The 17,007-nt window shown below is 68.0% G+C and carries 10 protein-coding genes; 5 read left to right on the top strand and 5 right to left on the bottom strand.

Going from position 1 to position 17,007, the window contains the following annotated elements:
• Positions 1 to 170 precede the first annotated feature (170 nt).
• Positions 171 to 1,883 (bottom strand): DUF4407 domain-containing protein, encoded by a 1,713-nt coding sequence (locus TY25_RS31835; RefSeq protein ID WP_042262402.1) that lies wholly within the window; start codon positions 1,881 to 1,883, stop codon positions 171 to 173.
• Between the two features lie 245 nt (positions 1,884 to 2,128).
• Here TY25_RS31835 and aroQ point away from each other — a divergent pair, with 245 nt between their 5' ends.
• The 4 genes from aroQ (at position 2,129) to TY25_RS31815 (ending at position 11,323) form a co-directional block, all read left to right on the top strand.
• Positions 2,129 to 2,749, top strand: a complete 621-nt coding sequence (gene aroQ, locus TY25_RS31830; protein ID WP_162184244.1) for a gamma subclass chorismate mutase AroQ — start codon at positions 2,129 to 2,131, stop codon at positions 2,747 to 2,749.
• A gap of 968 nt (positions 2,750 to 3,717) precedes the next feature.
• Positions 3,718 to 8,367, top strand: a complete 4,650-nt coding sequence (gene gltB / locus TY25_RS31825; RefSeq protein WP_042262399.1) for a glutamate synthase large subunit — start codon at positions 3,718 to 3,720, stop codon at positions 8,365 to 8,367.
• Entirely contained in the window at positions 8,360 to 9,829 is a 1,470-nt protein-coding gene (locus tag TY25_RS31820) for a glutamate synthase subunit beta (protein WP_042262397.1), read from the top strand. Before gltB ends, TY25_RS31820 begins: the two co-directional genes overlap by 8 nt.
• A 558-nt stretch (positions 9,830 to 10,387) precedes the next feature.
• Positions 10,388 to 11,323, top strand: coding sequence for a cutinase family protein (locus tag TY25_RS31815; protein WP_425297084.1), 936 nt, complete (start codon positions 10,388 to 10,390; stop codon positions 11,321 to 11,323).
• A 71-nt stretch (positions 11,324 to 11,394) separates the two neighbouring features.
• Here TY25_RS31815 and TY25_RS31810 read toward each other — a convergent pair whose 3' ends face one another.
• Together TY25_RS31810 and TY25_RS31805 are read right to left on the bottom strand one after the other, a co-directional pair.
• Positions 11,395 to 11,745, bottom strand: coding sequence for a hypothetical protein (locus tag TY25_RS31810; protein ID WP_146154108.1), 351 nt, complete (start codon positions 11,743 to 11,745; stop codon positions 11,395 to 11,397).
• 118 nt (positions 11,746 to 11,863) lie between these two features.
• Complete coding sequence (locus TY25_RS31805; RefSeq protein WP_042262393.1) at positions 11,864 to 12,475, bottom strand: histidine phosphatase family protein; 612 nt, start codon at positions 12,473 to 12,475, stop codon at positions 11,864 to 11,866.
• 134 nt (positions 12,476 to 12,609) lie between these two features.
• On the opposite strand from TY25_RS31805, the gene TY25_RS31800 reads away from it, so the two are divergent.
• Positions 12,610 to 13,185 (top strand): Uma2 family endonuclease, encoded by a 576-nt coding sequence (locus TY25_RS31800; RefSeq protein WP_042262492.1) that lies wholly within the window; start codon positions 12,610 to 12,612, stop codon positions 13,183 to 13,185.
• A gap of 69 nt (positions 13,186 to 13,254) precedes the next feature.
• Here TY25_RS31800 and TY25_RS31795 read toward each other — a convergent pair whose 3' ends face one another.
• Together TY25_RS31795 and lysX are read right to left on the bottom strand one after the other, a co-directional pair.
• Positions 13,255 to 13,452, bottom strand: a complete 198-nt coding sequence (locus TY25_RS31795) for a hypothetical protein (RefSeq protein WP_042262391.1) — start codon at positions 13,450 to 13,452, stop codon at positions 13,255 to 13,257.
• Positions 13,453 to 13,566: 114 nt separating this feature from the next.
• Positions 13,567 to 16,887, bottom strand: a complete 3,321-nt coding sequence (lysX, locus tag TY25_RS31790) for a bifunctional lysylphosphatidylglycerol synthetase/lysine--tRNA ligase LysX (RefSeq protein WP_042262389.1) — start codon at positions 16,885 to 16,887, stop codon at positions 13,567 to 13,569.
• Positions 16,888 to 17,007 lie beyond the last annotated feature (120 nt).

Here is a 17,007-nt window from a genome sequence, read left to right as displayed (position 1 = left end):
CTGATGCGCCGGGCTTGCCGCGCGGCGTGCGCGATCTGGTGCACACGTGCGCGTGCCGATGTCTGATTTCCTGCTGGATCGGGCAGCGCTCGAATGCGGCACCGGCGCGCGCCGACACCGTGTGGGCCAGGTTCGCTCGAACGCGTCGCATGGCCCCCACGGTAGGCACTTCAGCGGCCGCGTGGCAGCTCGCGTCGGCCGCTACCGGGCAGCGCGGGCGTATCGCGGCCGGTCAGCTCGTCGTGCCCGGCGTTCGGCAGCCCGTAGGGTTGCGCGCCCGAGTGAGCGGGCGAGTAGCGCGGATCCTGCTGCCCGTAGTCGGCGTCCACCACGGTGGCGGCGATGCGCTGCGCGTGCACCGCTTCGGGCGAACCCGGCGCGAGCTGGTAGCCGCTCGTTCCGTGCGAATCCTGGGTGTCCACCGTGACCTTGCGGGTGCGGCGCAACGTGAAGGTGATCTCCTCGACCTCCTCGAACGCCTGCCTGGCGGTGCGCAACGGGTGCGTCGCGTTGTCGATCGCGTTGGCCACGAATGCGGGGACCAGCGGGCGGATCAAGCGGGCGGCGGTATCGGTGAACGGCACCGTGCCGATCAACGGAAGTTCCAGGCCACCACCGGTTCTGGGCGCGAGCGGCGGCCGGGCGTCCTGCGGCGCGAGGGCACCCGAGGCGACGGGGGCGGGCAGGTTCGGTGTCACGAATCCTTCGGCAGACACGGAGCTGTCCTTTCGTTCGTCAGCCGGTGCGGCTGGGAGTTCGGGTCGGCGGGCCGGTTCGGTGATGCCGAATTCCACGCCGCCGACGGCCGCGATGATCCGGGTGCGCTGGCGCTCCCGGTCGATCGCGGTGTCTGCCTCGACGGCGAGCCGGGCGGAGGTGAGGCGCTGTTCGGCGCGCAGGTGCTCGGCCGCGGCGCGGACCTCGGCCTGCTTCACCGCGATGGCGGCCTCGGCGTCCTGCTCGGCTTTGTCCCGCACGGCGAGCGCGGCGGTGGCCCGGTCGAACGAGGTGTCCCCGCGCCACCAGCGCAGCAGCAGCGGCAACAAGGCGAGCGCGATCACCGCGAGGATCGTCAGGATGCGCAGCGGCATGGCGCCCGCATGGTGGGTGGTGTAGTCGTTCATCGCCTGCCAGCGCGCGCCCAGACCACGGTCGGCGGCGGTGAAGGCGGCGGATTCGGCTGCTGTGACGGCCTTTTCGGCCTCCGCGACGCGCTGGTCGGCCGGCTCGACCCGGGCCTGCGCGACGGCGAGCTGCCTGCGGGCGTCGTCGAGCATGTCGTTGGCGACCTGTGCTTCCGGGCCGCGGCCGGGCACCCGGGTGATCAACTGCTGCGGGCATTCCGGACCCGGGTTCAGTTCGCAGCGTGCGATCGTCATGGTGCGATCGATGTCGTCCTGCGCCTTGGCGATGGCTCGATCCAGCGCGGTCCGGTCCTCGCGCGCCCGGTCGAGCTGGGTGCGGGCGGTGACGACCTGTGGCGCGGAAGCGGTGTCGCGCTGGGCCCGTTCGTCCAACGTGCGGTCGACGCTGCCGCCGAAGACCACGATCGCCGCGAGCTCGGCGATCAGCCCACCGGTCAGCACGGCCAGGGCGACGCGCGCGAGCAGGCCGAGCTTGTCCGGCATCCGATCCGGCCGCGGCGTGGCCAGGGCCCGCGCGATCGCGCAGGCCGGCACCCCGACGAGCAACGCGACCGCGAGCACACCGAGCACCGGCCAGGTGCCGACCGAACCCAGGGCGAATGCCGTGACCAGCGCGGACACGGTCGCGAAGAGCAGCACCACCGCGCCGGTGACGGCGTATCCGGTGCGTTCGTGGCGGTAGGCGACATCGTTGGGCTGACCCCCGCCGAGCCAGGTGAACAAGCCGGTGACGGTCATGGGAACTCACATCCTCTTCGTCCCAGTCGATTTCGCGGACACCGCTAGCGAGCGAAACCGTCACGGTTTCGTGGTCACAGCGTGACAGGACCGTCCCCGACACACCGAGTACGAGCGGGCGTATGTGGCCAGGCTCACAAACGGCCCGAGGCGGTGCCGGTGGCGATTCACCTGCGGGTTCTACTCTCGATCGATGATCCGTTGCCAGGCATGCCGTCTCGGGAGGTCAGCTCATGCGTATGCGTATGCGTATTCGTTCCGTCCGACGCACGACCACCCGACGCGCGGCGCCGCGGCTGGCCACCTTGCTGGTGGTGTCGGCCGCGCTGGTCATGTCCCCGCTTAGGGCGGGAGCCGACACGCCCGAGCCCCTGGACCGTCTGGTGGGCCTGGTGCTCGAGCGGTTGCAGACCGCCGACGCGGTGGCCGCGGCGAAATGGGCCGGCGCGGCCCGCACCGGCACCGAGCCCACCATCGACGATCCGGCCCGGGAGGCCGCGGTCTACGACGCGATGACCCAGCTCGGCGCCGGTCGTGACCTGCCGGAGAACTGGGTGCGGCAGGTGTTCTCCGGGCAGATCGAGGCCAACAAGATCGTGCAGCGCGGTCTGATCACCGGCTGGCGTTTCGATGCCGGGTCCGCGCCCACCGCGCCGCCGGATCTGCTGTCGGTGCGGCCGGTGATCGATCGGGTGAACGTCGAGATCGTCGACCAGCTGGCCGCCGAACGCGGCGAGCTGACCGCGCCGGACTGCGCGGAACGGGTGGCGCGCAGCGTCTTCGGCGTCTTCACGGCGGGCCGCACGGACGCGCTGCATCAGGCGGCGCTGGTGCGCGCCGCGGTGGTGCTCTGCGCACCACGCTGAGCGGACCCCTATTTGTGCTTGTTCGGCGAACGAGGTGCCGTTCACTGTGCGCCGGCGGCACCCTTCCACCCGAAACTTTGTGGTCCCGCGCAACGCTGGTACGCGCCTTCGCAACGCATCCGGCTGACGCCGTAAGACGCTCTCTTAAGTTGAACTCAACGACGAAAACCGGATCAGCTGGCGAATATTCGGTAAAGGGCCGTCCATTCCGCAATAAGTCACGTCGATTACGGTGTAAGAGTGGATAGCTTTCGGCCGTAGAAATGTGTCGAACGCCACTGACTGTCGTTTGCTGAATATGTGCTGAAGCCCACAGCGGACAAAAGAGGCCGGACGGTCGGATCACATACGTGGCTCGTCAGGAGCCTGTCGGAAATATCTCATTCACCCGGCTTCCGAGTTAGCCGCCCTTCGGTGGTTTGCCGGATGCTTCGCCGGGGAAATCATCTGCGATGCAGGTGAGAGCGTTTTCCTGACCGTTTCGTGAGGTTCGCGGCCGCTCTCCCGCGCCGACCGTCAGCAGTCGGCACCGGACGCCGCGGGATCGATCATGCGGTGCCTGCTGCTTTACACTGGACGACGCGCACACGTGGAGGACCGAATGAAGAAGCCCAGCTAGACCCAGTTATTAGTACAGCCTAAGTTGGTTGGGCCTCGGACCTGACTTATCGTTTGCTCTTACGCCGAACACAGAATGCTCGGCCCACTCGCCCGCTCGGGGCAGCTCCTGACCGGTGCTCAGCGTAGCGGGCCGGAACCCGCGCGGAGGTAAGGATCTTGTTAGGGATCCGTTACCGACGAGCACCCACTACGTCACTGAAGCGGGTGAAACAACTGGAGACGTGACTGCACGCCGAAGACCATCAGCGCGGCTGGTTTCGGAACGTACGGGCGCAGTCTTGTACGGAGGCATTCCGACGAAATAGCCCATTTCGTTTTCGTCGAACGCCCTTCTTGAAGGCAGAGGCATGATGCAACTTCCTGGCCACAGGTCACCTGGACCCGTCGGGCTCTACGACCCGGCGAACGAACACGACGCCTGCGGTGTCGCGTTCGTCGTCGACATGCACGGCCGCCGCAGCCGCGACATCGTCGACAAGGCTATTACGGCTCTGTTGAACCTGGAGCACCGTGGTGCCGCAGGCGCGGAACCCAACAGTGGTGACGGCGCAGGCATCCTGATCCAGCTTCCGGACCGCTTCTTCCGCGCGATCGTGGACTTCGAGTTGCCGCCGGAGGGCTCCTACGCCTCCGGTATCGCCTTCCTGCCGCAGGCCCGTCGCGAGGCCGCGCGCGCCGCGTACGGCGTGGAGAAGATCGTCAAGGAAGAGGGCCTCGAGGTTCTCGGCTGGCGTGCGGTGCCGATCGACGAGTCCTCGCTCGGTGCGCTCTCCCGCGACGCGATGCCCACCTTCCGGCAGATCTTCATCGGCTCGCCGCGTGGCGCGGCCGAGCAGCTGTCCGGCATGGATCTGGAGCGGCGCGCGTACGTCATCCGCAAGCGGGTCGAGCACGAACTCGGCAAGTCGGGTTCCGGCGAGGGCGCGGTCGGCAAGGAGTCGGTGTACTTCCCGAGCCTGTCCGGCCAGACCTTCGTCTACAAGGGCATGTTCACCACGCCGCAGCTGCGCGCCTTCTACCTGGACCTGCAGGACGGCCGGGTGGAATCGGCGCTCGGCATCGTGCACTCGCGCTTCTCCACCAACACCTTCCCCTCCTGGCCGCTGGCGCATCCGTTCCGCCGGGTCGCGCACAACGGTGAGATCAACACCGTCACCGGTAACGAGAACTGGATGCGAGCCCGCGAGGCGCTGCTGCGTTCGGACATCTTCGGCATCGACTCGGCGGGCAACAACCGGCTGGAGAAGATCTTCCCGGTCTGTACCCCGGGGGCGAGCGATACCGCGCGCTTCGACGAGGTGCTGGAACTGCTGCACCTCGGCGGCCGCAGCTTGCCCCACGCGGTGCTGATGATGATTCCCGAGGCGTGGGAACGCAACGAGAAGATGGATCAGCGTCGCCGCGCGTTCTACGAGTACCACTCGATGCTGATGGAGCCGTGGGACGGCCCGGCCTCGGTGTGCTTCTCCGACGGCACCGTGGTCGGCGCCGTGCTCGACCGCAACGGCCTGCGCCCCAGCCGCATCTGGGTCACCGACGACGGCCTGGTCGTGATGGCCTCCGAGGTCGGCGTGCTCGACATCGACCCGTCCAAGGTGGTCCGCAAGGTCCGACTACAACCCGGCCGCATGTTCCTGGTCGACACCTCGCAGGGCCGCATCGTCGGCGACGAGGAGCTCAAGGACCAGCTTGCGGCCGAGCACCCGTACCAGGAATGGCTGGACGCGGGTGTGACCAAGCTCGAGGACCTGCCCGACCGCCCGCACGTGCACATGTCGCACGACCGCGTGCTGATCCGCCAGCAGATCTTCGGATACAGCACCGAAGAGCTGAACCTGCTGATCTCGCCGATGGCCAAGACCGGCGGCGAGGCGCTCGGCTCGATGGGCACCGATACCCCGATCGCCGTGCTCTCGGCGCGGCCCCGGCTGCTGTTCGACTACTTCTCCCAGCTGTTCGCGCAGGTGACCAACCCGCCGCTGGACGCGATCCGGGAAGAGGTGGTGACCAGTCTGCGCCGGGCGATCGGCCCCGAGGCCGACCTGATGCACCCCGGCCCGGAATCCTGCAAGCAGATCGCGATCGAATCGCCGATCATCGACAACGACCAGCTGGCCAAGCTGGTGCACATCAACGACGACGGCTCCCAGCCGGAGCTGCGTTCGGTGATCGTGCGCGGTCTGTACCCGGTCGCCAAGGGCGGCAAGGGACTTCGCAAGGCGCTCAAGGCGATCAACACTCAGGTGTCGGCCGCGATCGACGGCGGCGCCCGGATCGTCGTGCTGTCCGACCGCGAATCCAACGAGAAGCTGGCGCCGATCCCGTCGCTGCTGCTCACCTCGTCGGTGCACCACCACCTGGTGCGTGAGCGCACCCGCACCATGGTCGGCCTGGTCGTCGAGGCCGGTGATGCCCGCGAGGTGCACCACATGGCCATGCTGGTCGGCTTCGGCGCGGCCGCGATCAACCCGTACATGGCCTTCGAGACCATCGAGGACATGCTCGAGCGTGGCGCGCTCGACATGCCAGGCAGCACCGGCGATCTGGCCGCCGACTACGCCAAGGCGGTCGCCAACTACAACAAGGCCGCGAGCAAGGGCGTGCTGAAGGTGATGTCCAAGATGGGCATCTCCACGCTGGCGTCCTACACCGGCGCGCAGCTGTTCCAGGTGATCGGCCTGTCCCAGGACCTGGCCGACGAATACTTCACCGGTCTGCGCTCGCACCTGGACGGCATCGGCCTCGAGGACATCGCGGCCGACGTCGCCCAGCGGCACCGGCTCGCGTTCCTGGAGAACCGCAACGAGCGCGCGCACCGCGAGCTCGAGGTCGGCGGCGAATACCAGTGGCGGCGCGAGGGTGAATACCACCTGTTCAACCCGGACACCGTATTCAAGCTGCAGCACGCGACCCGCTCCGGCCAGTACTCGATCTTCAAGGAGTACACCAAGCTGGTCGACGACCAGTCCGAGCGGCTCGCCTCGCTGCGCGGCCTGTTCAAGTTCAAGAAGGAGCGCGCGTCGATCTCGATCGACGAGGTCGAGCCCGCCTCGGAGATCGTGAAGCGGTTCTCCACCGGCGCGATGAGCTACGGCTCCATTTCGGCCGAGGCGCACGAGACCCTCGCGATCGCGATGAACCGCCTCGGCGGCCGGTCGAACTCGGGTGAGGGCGGCGAGTCGCCCGCGCGCTTCGAGCCGGAGGAGAACGGTGACTGGCGGCGCAGCGCGATCAAGCAGGTGGCCTCCGGCCGCTTCGGCGTGACCGCGCACTACCTGACCAACTGCACCGATATCCAGATCAAGATGGCGCAGGGCGCCAAGCCCGGTGAGGGCGGTCAGCTGCCCGCGCACAAGGTGTACCCGTGGGTCGCCGAGGTGCGGCACTCCACGCCGGGCGTCGGCCTGATCTCGCCGCCGCCGCACCACGACATCTATTCGATCGAGGATCTGGCGCAGCTGATCCACGACCTGAAGAACGCGAACCCGCAGGCGCGGATTCACGTGAAACTTGTTGCCGAGCCCGGCGTCGGCACGGTCGCGGCCGGTGTGTCCAAGGCGCACGCGGACGTCGTACTGATCTCCGGTCACGACGGCGGCACCGGCGCCTCGCCGCTCACCTCGCTCAAGCATGCGGGCGGTCCCTGGGAGCTCGGCCTGGCCGAGACCCAGCAGACGTTGCTGCTCAACGGACTTCGCGACCGCATCGTCGTGCAGGTGGACGGGCAGATGAAGACCGGCCGCGACGTGATGATCGCCGCGCTGCTCGGTGCCGAGGAATACGGTTTCGCCACCGCCCCTCTGGTGGTGTCGGGCTGCATCATGATGCGGGTCTGCCACCTCGACACCTGCCCCGTGGGTGTCGCCACGCAGAACCCGGTGCTGCGCGAACGCTTCACCGGCAAGCCGGAATTCGTCGAGAACTTCATGCTGTTCATCGCCGAAGAGGTCCGGGAACTGCTGGCGCAGTTGGGCTTCCGCACGCTGGACGAGGCGATCGGCCGGGTCGACCTGCTCGACACCGCCAAGGCCAAGCAGCACTTCAAGGCCAACAAGCTGGACCTGTCGCCGATCCTGGACAACGTCGAGACCGCGTTCATGTACCAGGACCGGCGCTGCACCAAGACCCAGGACCACGGCCTGGACAAGGCGCTGGACCAGCAGCTGATCACGCAGAGCCGGGATGCGCTCGAGCGCGGCCAGGCGGTGAAGTTCGAAACCAAGATCACGAACGTGAACCGCACCGTCGGCACCATGCTCGGCCACGAGGTGACCAAGCTCTACGGTGGCGCGGGCCTGCCCGACGACACCATCGACATCACCTTCACCGGCTCGGCGGGCAACAGCTTCGGCGCCTTCGTGCCCGCGGGCATCACGCTGCGCGTGCAGGGTGACGCGAACGACTATGTCGGCAAGGGACTTTCCGGTGGCCACCTGGTGGTGCGCCCGTCGCTCGACGCGCCGGCCGGCTTCAAGCCGGAAGAGAACATCATCGCGGGCAACGTGATCCTGTTCGGCGCCACCAACGGGCACGCGTTCATCAGCGGTGTGGTCGGCGAGCGGTTCGCCGTGCGCAACTCCGGCGCCACCGCGGTGGTGGAGGGCGTCGGCGATCACGGCTGCGAGTACATGACCGGTGGCCGCGTGGTCATCCTCGGCGAGACCGGCCGCAACTTCGGTGCGGGCATGTCCGGCGGTGTCGCGTTCGTCTACAACCCGGACGGCACCTTCGAGGACAAGCTCAACCCCGAGCAGGCCGACGCCGTCGAGCAGCTCTCCGGTGACGACTTCACCTGGCTGCGCGACGTCATCACCGAGCACCGCGACCAGACCGGATCGGCTGTCGCCGAACGCATTCTGGGCGACTGGTCGCAGCAGGTGAACCACTTCGTGAAGGTCATGCCGCGCGAATACAAGAAGGTACTGCTCGCCATCTCCGAGGCCGAGAAAGCCGGCAAGGACGTGGACGAGGCGATCATGGAGGCGGCACGTGGCTGACGCACAAGGTTTTTTGAAGCACACCAAGCGGGAGCTGCCGACGCGTCGTCCCGTGCCGCTGCGGCTGATGGACTGGAAAGAGGTCTACGAGGAGGGTTTCGCGCACGAGACCCTGCAGCGTCAGGCCAGCCGGTGCATGGACTGCGGTATCCCGTTCTGCCACAACGGTTGCCCGCTGGGCAACCTGATCCCCGAGTGGAACGACCTGGTCTACAAGGGGCAGTGGCGCGAGGGCATCGATCGGCTGCACGCCACCAACAACTTCCCGGAGTTCACCGGGCGGTTGTGCCCGGCGCCGTGTGAGGCGTCCTGTGTCCTCGGCATCAACCAGGACCCGGTGACGATCAAGCAGGTCGAGGTCGAGCTCATCGAGAACGCCTTCGACGAGGGCTGGGTGACCCCGGTGTACCCGACCCGGTTGACCGGTAAGCGAATCGCGGTCGTCGGCTCCGGTCCCGCGGGACTCGCCGCGGCCCAGCAGCTCACCCGCGCCGGGCACACCGTGACCGTGTTCGAGCGGGCCGACCGCATCGGCGGCCTGCTGCGTTACGGCATCCCGGAATTCAAGATGGAGAAGCGCTTCATCGACCGCCGGATGGCGCAGATGGAGGCCGAGGGCACCATCTTCAAGACCGGCGTGAACGTCGGCGTCGACATCACCGCCGAGCAGCTGCGCGAGCAGTTCGACTCGATCGTGCTGGCCGGCGGCGCGACCATCGCGCGCGACCTGCCGATCCCCGGACGCGAGCTGGACGGCATCCACCAGGCCATGGAGTTCCTGCCGTGGGCCAACCGGGTGCAGCTGGGCGACGACGTCACCGACGCCGACGGCCTGCCGCCCATCCACGCGAAGGGCAAGAAGGTCGTCATCATCGGTGGCGGTGACACCGGTGCCGACTGCCTCGGCACCTCGCACCGGCAGGGCGCCGAGAGCATCCACCAGTTCGAGATCATGCCGCGCCCGCCGGAGGAGCGAGCCTCCTCCACCCCATGGCCGACCTACCCGCTCATGTACCGGGTGTCCTCGGCGCACGAGGAGGGCGGCGAGCGGGTGTTCTCCGTCAACACCGAGCGTTTCGTCGGCGAAGACGGCAAGGTCACCGGCCTGCAGGCGCACGAGGTGACGATGGTCAACGGCCGTTTCGAGAAGGTCGACGGCACCGACTTCACCCTCGAGGCCGATCTCGTGCTGCTCGCCATGGGCTTCACCGGTCCCGAAAAGCGCGGCCTGCTCGAAGAACTCGGCGTCGGCTATGACCAGCGCGGCAACGTCCAGCGCGACAAGGGCTGGTCGACCAACATCCCCGGCGTGTTCGTCGCGGGCGATATGGGCCGCGGCCAGTCCCTCATCGTCTGGGCCATCGCGGAGGGTCGCGCCGCGGCCGCCGCGGTAGACCGCTTCCTGGAGGGTGAGACGGCGCTTCCCGCCCCGATCACCCCCACCATGGTCGCCCAGCGATGATCTGAACCCCTCTCTTACCGGAGCGGAAAAGGCGTCTGCGGACTTCGGTCCGCAGACGCCTTTGTTCTTTGCGTCGTCGCGGTGGTGCGACGCGACACGCGAGTGTGCGGAATTCGACGCCGGGCGTTCGGCGTTGCCGGGCGATGCACGGCGCGATGATTCTCTGAGAGGTTGCTCGCTTACGTTCGCAGGGCCGTGGATCGGATCTGATCGGCATCGTTCTGTGCGCGTTCACATCGGCGATCGGCGCGGCCGGTGTGCTGATTGCTGGCAGATTGCGAAGGGCTGCGAGCGGGGGATCACCGGCTGATCAGGGCGTTTGGTGCCGGGATGTGGTGCGGAGCTGCGGGTTTGGGCATCGGACGGAAATCGGACATCGGACGCGGGTCGGGATGGCGCCGGGCGCTCGCGACCTTTATTGTGATCCCGGCACGTTGCTGATCTTGGGATGTGGGTTCGTCCGGACAGCAGCGTTCGGATCGCCGGGTGGCTCGAGTTAACCCAGCGTGCACTGGAAAGTCACTCCTGCGGTCCAGCATTGGTGCGCAACTTGTCGGGATGCCCAGGGCGGGCATCGGTTTGGACTGGAGCGGTATGCAGGTGAAGAAGGTTGTCGCGGCTCTCGGTGCATCCGCGACGGTACTGTCCGGCTTGGTGTTCGGCAGCGGATCGGTGAGTGCCGACCCGGGTTGCCCCAGCCTGTACGTGGTGGCGATCCCCGGCACCTGGGAGACCGGCAAGGACAAGAAGCCGCAGCCCGGCATGCTCGCCGGTGTCACGCGGAACCTGCCGAGCTCCGCCGACGTCGACTACGTGACCTACGCCGCGACCGCCTTCCCTTGGGAGGGTGAGGTTTACGGCAACTCGAAGAAAGAAGCCACCGACCGCGCGCGTGGCCTGATCACCGATATGGCGAAGTCCTGCGGCGCCACCAAGATCGCGCTCGTCGGCTACAGCCAGGGCGCGGACGCGGCGGGCGACCTCGCCGCCGAGATCGGCACCGGGCTCGGCCCCGTGCCGGCCGACCGGATCGCGGGCGTCGGCCTGATCTCGGATCCGCGCCGCTCGCCCACCGACGTCCAGGTCGGCGCGCCCGCCCCCGGCGCAGGCGCCGGCGGCCCCCGGGTCGGCGGCTTCGGCTGGCTGAGCGATCGCACCCGCACCATCTGCGCGCTCGACGACCTGTACTGCGCGACCGCGCCGGACGACTTCGTCACCCGGTTCGCGGGCTTCATGGCGCAGGCCTCGGATATGAACCCGGCCAACATGTGGCGGTACCAGATCGAGGCGGGCAACATCATGACCGACCTCTTCGCGCACGGCGGCGTGCCCGCGCTGCAGGCCCAGCTCACCGAATCGGCGAACGAGCAGCGCGCCAAGGATCTGGAGCGGTTCTACAAGTCGCAGGCGCACACGCTGTACGGCAGCTACCCGGTCGGCGGCGGGCAGACCGCCACGTCCTGGATGCACAACTGGATCGCGGGCATGGCCTGATCCACCGCAGCTGAACGAAGGCCCATCTCCGCGCGGAGGTGGGCCTTCGTCGTCGCGGGACTACCCGGGGATCAGCTACTGCCCGCGGAGCCGCTCGGCGGGCGGACGTGCAGGGTCCGTGGACCGGGATCGTCCTTGTAGATGCGCGGACCGGTACCGGGGCCGTGCCGTCCCGGCCCGTCCCGGTACTCCACCCGCGGCCCGCCCTGATCGCCGCCGGGCAGCCAGCCGGGTCCGCCGCGCGGATGCGCGCTGATATCGGTGCCTTCCGGGTCGGCCTGGGTCAGCTGGATGGCCGCGGGGTCCGGCGTCTCGGCCGAAGCGGTCGCGGCGAGCGCGCCGAGCGGTAGGGCGATCAGTACCCCTGCCACTGCGACCCGGGTGACCCGGCGACGCAGCGGCGTCGATGTTCTGCTGAGCAACGGAATTCCTTTCTCTCGGACCATGAGCCGCTGGTGTGCCGGCTCACCGGTCCCATCCAAGGTTCCGTCGCTGGGGTGCGGGTGTGACGTCCCTGCCAATCGGCTGTGAACCCGACAATCAGGACTTGATGTTGCGCGGCAGCAGATCCCACACGTGCCCGTTCTCGTTGATCGTCGCTGCGGTGCGCCGGCCGTTGCGGGAGAACAGGATTCGGGTGATCGAGCAGTAGTCGATCGGGAAGGTCAAGGGCCGCTCCAGACCGAGTATCTGCTGCAGCAGCACGTTGATCACGCCGCCGTGGGTGAAGGCGAGCACGGTGTCGGCCGGGTCGGTGGCGGCCGCGATCTCGGCGACCGTGTCCAGCACCCGGGACTTGAATGCGGGCCCGTCGATCTGCGGCGGAAAATGGCCGGCCTTGATCTGCTCGTAGACCGCGCGGAACTCGACCTTGGCGTCCTCGATCGGAATGTAGGCGGGCAGATCCCGATCGTATTCGGCCAGATCGTCGATCACCTCGACGTCGAGCCCCAGCTTCGCCGCCGTCGGCCCCGCGGTGTCCCGTGCCCGCCGCTGCGGACTGCTCACCACCCGCACCACCCGATGCTGACTCAACGCCGCAGGCACCCGCTCCGCCTGCTCCACCCCGACCGCCGCCAACTCAGGATCAGCCGCCCCCACCGCATTCACGACCCGCACCGGCTGCCCATGACGAACAAGAATCAACTGCACAACCCCACTCTGCCCCATCGACCGCACGAACGCCGCGCAGGCCGGCTTGGCAGTGTCGTGGCAGTTGATGATGCATCCCGGACATCACCGCTGGTGCCATACTCGCCGTCATGACCGGTGCCATACTCGGTGTCATGACCGACGAGCGGATTCCGCAGTGGCTGTTCCCGCCGCCCGGCGGGTTCGTTGCCGAAGATCTGGACCGCCTGCCCAACCTTCCACCACACACAGAGTTGATCGACGGGAGTCTGATCTTCGTGAGTCCGCAGGCCGAGTTCCACATGTTGGTGATCTCCCTGCTGGAGCAGGTTTTGCGCAGCTGCGCACCTGCGGGCCTGCGGGTTCGTCGTGAGATGACGGTGACGCTCGCGCACGACCAGCGACCCGAACCTGACGTGGTGGTGCTTCGACTCGATGAGACGGACCCCGCTAGGACCGGTTACGAAGCCGACCGCGTCGTGCTCGCAGTTGAAGTGGTGTCCGCCGAATCTCGCACCCGCGATCGGGAACGCAAGCCCCAGCTGTATGCGCGGGCCGGAATCGCGCACTTCTGGCGAGTCGAAAATGTCGACGGCCGCGCCGTTGTCTACGTCTACGAAGTCGATCCCGCGACAAAGGCGTACGCGCTCACCGGCATTCATCACGACCGCCTGAAGCTCACCGTCCCCTTCGACATCGATATTGATCTGTCCGATATCGAACGGCTTTAGGGGAACGCCGGTAGACGGCGAACGGCCCGGTTCGAACCCCCACGAACCGGGTCGTTCGGCAGTCTGGAACTACTGTTGCTTCTTGCGCTTCATCAGCAGGTAGATGCCGAGGACGATGAGGGCGACCACGAGCAGGCAGCAGATGCCGCCGAAGATCAGGCCGCCGCTGCTGCGCTTCTTCTTGCGGGCGGCGAGCTCGAACACCTCCGGGCTCGCCCAGACGCTGTGGTCCACCAGGGCCATATTGGTCAGCAGGTCAAGGTACATATCTGAACCCCATTTCGTGTCACGGTCCCCTCCCGGGCCGCAGGTTCTCGGCCGCTCCGGTTCGAATTCTCAAGGGTAGCTGTCCGATTCGTCCGCTGGGTTCCGTTCGCCGAATCAGCGCGGTTTCACCAGCGGGAACGGGAGTGTCTCGCGGATGCTGCGTCCCGTGATCAGCATGACCACCCGGTCGACGCCGAGCCCGAGCCCGCCGGTCGGCGGCATCGCGTGCTCGAGGGCCTGCAGGAAGTCCTCGTCGAGTTCCATCGCCTCCGGATCGCCGTTGGCGGCGAGCATGGATTGCTCGGTGAGCCGGCGCCGCTGCTCCACCGGATCGGTGAGTTCGCTGTAGGCGGTGCCGAGTTCGACGCCCCAGGCGACCAGGTCCCAGCGCTCGGTGACGCCCGCGATGCTGCGGTGCGCGCGGGTCAGCGGGGACACCGAGGTGGGGAAGTCGATGTAGAAGGTCGGCGCCTCGGTGCGCGCCTCGACCAGGTGCTCGTACATTTCCAGCACCACCTGGCCCGCGTCCCAGCCGTGCTGATACGGCACCTCGGCCTTGTCGCACAGTTCGCGCAGCAGCTCGACCTCGGTGGCCGGGGTGATCTCGGTGCCGAGCGCCTCGGATACCGCGCCGTGCACCGTCTTGACCGCCCATTCGCCGGAGATGTCGACCTGTTCGAACGAGCCGTCGTCCTGCGGCCGCAACGCCACCATCGCACCGTTGGCCGCGACCGCGGCGTTCTGGATGAGTTCGCGGGCGGCGTGCATCATCCGCTCGTAGTCGCTGTGCGCCTCGTAGGCCTCGAGAATGGTGAACTCGGGATTGTGGCTGAAGTCGACGCCCTCGTTGCGGAAGGTGCGCCCGATCTCGAAGACCTTCTCCATGCCGCCGACGCAGAGCCGCTTCAGGTACAGCTCGGGCGCGATCCGCAGGTACAGATCGAGGTCGTAGGCGTTGATGTGGGTGAGGAACGGGGTGGCGTTGGCCCCGCCGTGCACCTGCTGCAGAATCGGGGTCTCCACCTCGAGGTAGCCCCAGCCGTTGAACGTGTCACGCAGCGAACGGACCACCGCGCTGCGTTTGGCGAGCACCTCGCGGGTCTCGGCGTTGATCGCCATGTCGACGTAGCGCTGCCGCACCCGCGCCTCGGGATCGGACAGGCCTTTCCACTTGTCCGGCAACGGATGCAGGCATTTGCCGAGCATCCGCCAGTCCGCCGCGAGCAGCGAGAGCTCGCCGCGGCGGCTGCGCCCGATCTGCCCGCTGACCTCGATCAGGTCACCGAGGTCGAAGAATTCGGTGAATTCGGCGCTGCGTTCGGCGCCGACCCGGTCCCGATCGATCACCAGTTGGATGTCGTCGGTCCAGTCGCGCAGCACGGCGAAGATCACGCCGCCGTAGTCGCGGATGCGCAGCAGCCTGCCGCACACCCGGACCGTGGTGCCGCGCGGCGACTGCCGGGCGCCCGCGACGCTGTGGGTCGGCGGGTAGGCGACCGGGTAGGCCTCGACACCGGAGGCAGTGAGCCGGTCCAGCTTGTCCATCCGCACCCGCACCTGTTCGGGTCGGCGCGGCAGCAGTTCCTGCCCCTCGACCTGGTCGAGGTCGGGCGGGCTGCCGTCGGCGTGCAGGCCGGTCATGCTCGCGGGGGCCGCACTGTGCGAGCCGGTGTGGGTGATCGTGTCCGGTTCTTTCCCGAACCGCGGCAGGAAGCCCTCGGCGAGCGCGCTGGCCACCGCGACCCGCGGCAGCTGCCTGCGCTCCTCGAACAGGAAAAACCGTGGTACCCAATGCGGCTGGTATTTCACGTTGGAGCGGTACAGCGCCTCCAGCTGCCACCAGCGCGAAAAGAACAGCAGCACACCGCGCCACATGCGCAGCACCGGGCCGGCGCCGATCCGCCCGCCCTCTTCGAACACCGAGCGGAACACGGCGAAGTTCAACGAGATCTTGGTGACGCCGTGCTGTTCGGAGTTCAGTGCGAGCTGCGAGATCATCAGCTCCATCACGCCGTTCGGACCGTTCGGGTCGCGGCGCATCAGCTCCAGCGAGACGCCGGTGCGGCCCCACGGGACCAGCGACAGCATGCCGAGCACGCGATCCTGTCCGTTCACCGCTTCGACCAGTAAGCAGTCGGCGTCCAGGGGATCGCCGAGCCGGCCGAGCGCCATCGAGAAGCCGCGCTCGGTCTCGGTGTCGCGCCAGGCGTCGGCGCGCGCGATCACGGCGCGGAACTCCTCGGCCGGGATGTCGCGGTGCCGCCGGATCCGCACGGTGATGCCGTGCTTGCGCAACCGATTCGCGGCCTGGCGCACCGGTTTCATCTCCGGGCCCGCCAGCGAGAACGTCCTGGTGTCCAGGATGGCTTCGTCACCGAGCCGGATGACCGAAAGGCCAGCGCGCTGGTAGGCCGTCGCGCCGAGTTCGCTCGCGCCCATCACCGCGGGCGCCCAGCCGAATTGATCGGCCAGCCGCAGCCAGGCGTCGATCGCCTGCGGCCAGGCCTCGCGGATGCCCACCGGGTCGCCGCTGGCCAGGCAGACGCCCAGCTCGACCCGATAGGTGAGGGCCGCCTTGCCGCTGGGCGCGAACACCACCGCCTTGTCCCGGCGGGTCGCGAAGTAGCCGAGCGAATCCTCGACGTCAGAGCGTTCCAGCAGGCCGCGGATCGCGGATTCGTCGGTGCCGGTCATCGCGTTCGCCGCGCGCTGGGAGCGCAGCAGGATGATCACCGCGGCCAGCAGCGCGATCGCGCCGAACAGGCCGAGCAGGAAGTTCACGAACGGGCGTGGATGCCCGTCGAAGCGTTCGTTGTCCACCAGCACCGCGGCGGTCACCCGGTACAGCGCCCAGCCGGGCCGCTGCGCGCCCTGCGGCAGCGACCCCGGGAACAACTCGACCAGACCCCAGCCGAGCAGGAAGCCGACCGTCAGGCCGCCGGCGAGCACGCCGAGCGCTTTCCAGCCCGCGCCGCGGCGCACCTTCGTGTAGAACTCGCGCCACGCCGCGACCAGCATGCCGATCACCGCCAGGTGCACGATCATCGCGACGAGCGCGTTGACGTCGCCGGTGTCCGCGAAATCCAAGCCCTCGGCCAAGGCGTACAGCGACACGTAACCGAGCAGCAACCACCACGCGATCCGCTTCCGGCTGGCCAGCGCCCCGGCGAGCAGGCCGACGATCAGGGCCCACATCAGGTTCGTGTCCGGCGCATCGAAGTAGTAGTTGTCGATGTAGTGCCGGGGCACCTGCGTGAGATAGCGCAGGGTGGGCGAGAGGCTCCAGAGGAAACACGCGACCGCGAACACCCCGAGCACTAGCCCCGCGATATGCGGGACCTCGGCCAGCCTGCCGTGCCCTCGATGCGGCACGGGTGGGGTCGGTCTGTCGGCTGGCGGTTCGATCAGGTGTTGCCGGGCTTGCGTGGTGGTCACGGAACCAGTGTGTACGGTGCCGCCGTCCGGGTGCTCGAAGACCTACCGGGCATGTCGGTTATCGGCGAGTCGCACACGCGTGTCCACGTCCGGCACGGGGGCTGGCGTTTACCGATTTCG

It is taken from the genome of Nocardia brasiliensis NBRC 14402, assembly GCF_000308475.2.
Lineage (GTDB): Bacteria > Actinomycetota > Actinomycetes > Mycobacteriales > Mycobacteriaceae > Nocardia > Nocardia brasiliensis.
The sequence above is the reverse complement of the archived record's forward strand: the minus strand, read 5'-3'. Positions and strand labels throughout refer to the sequence as shown.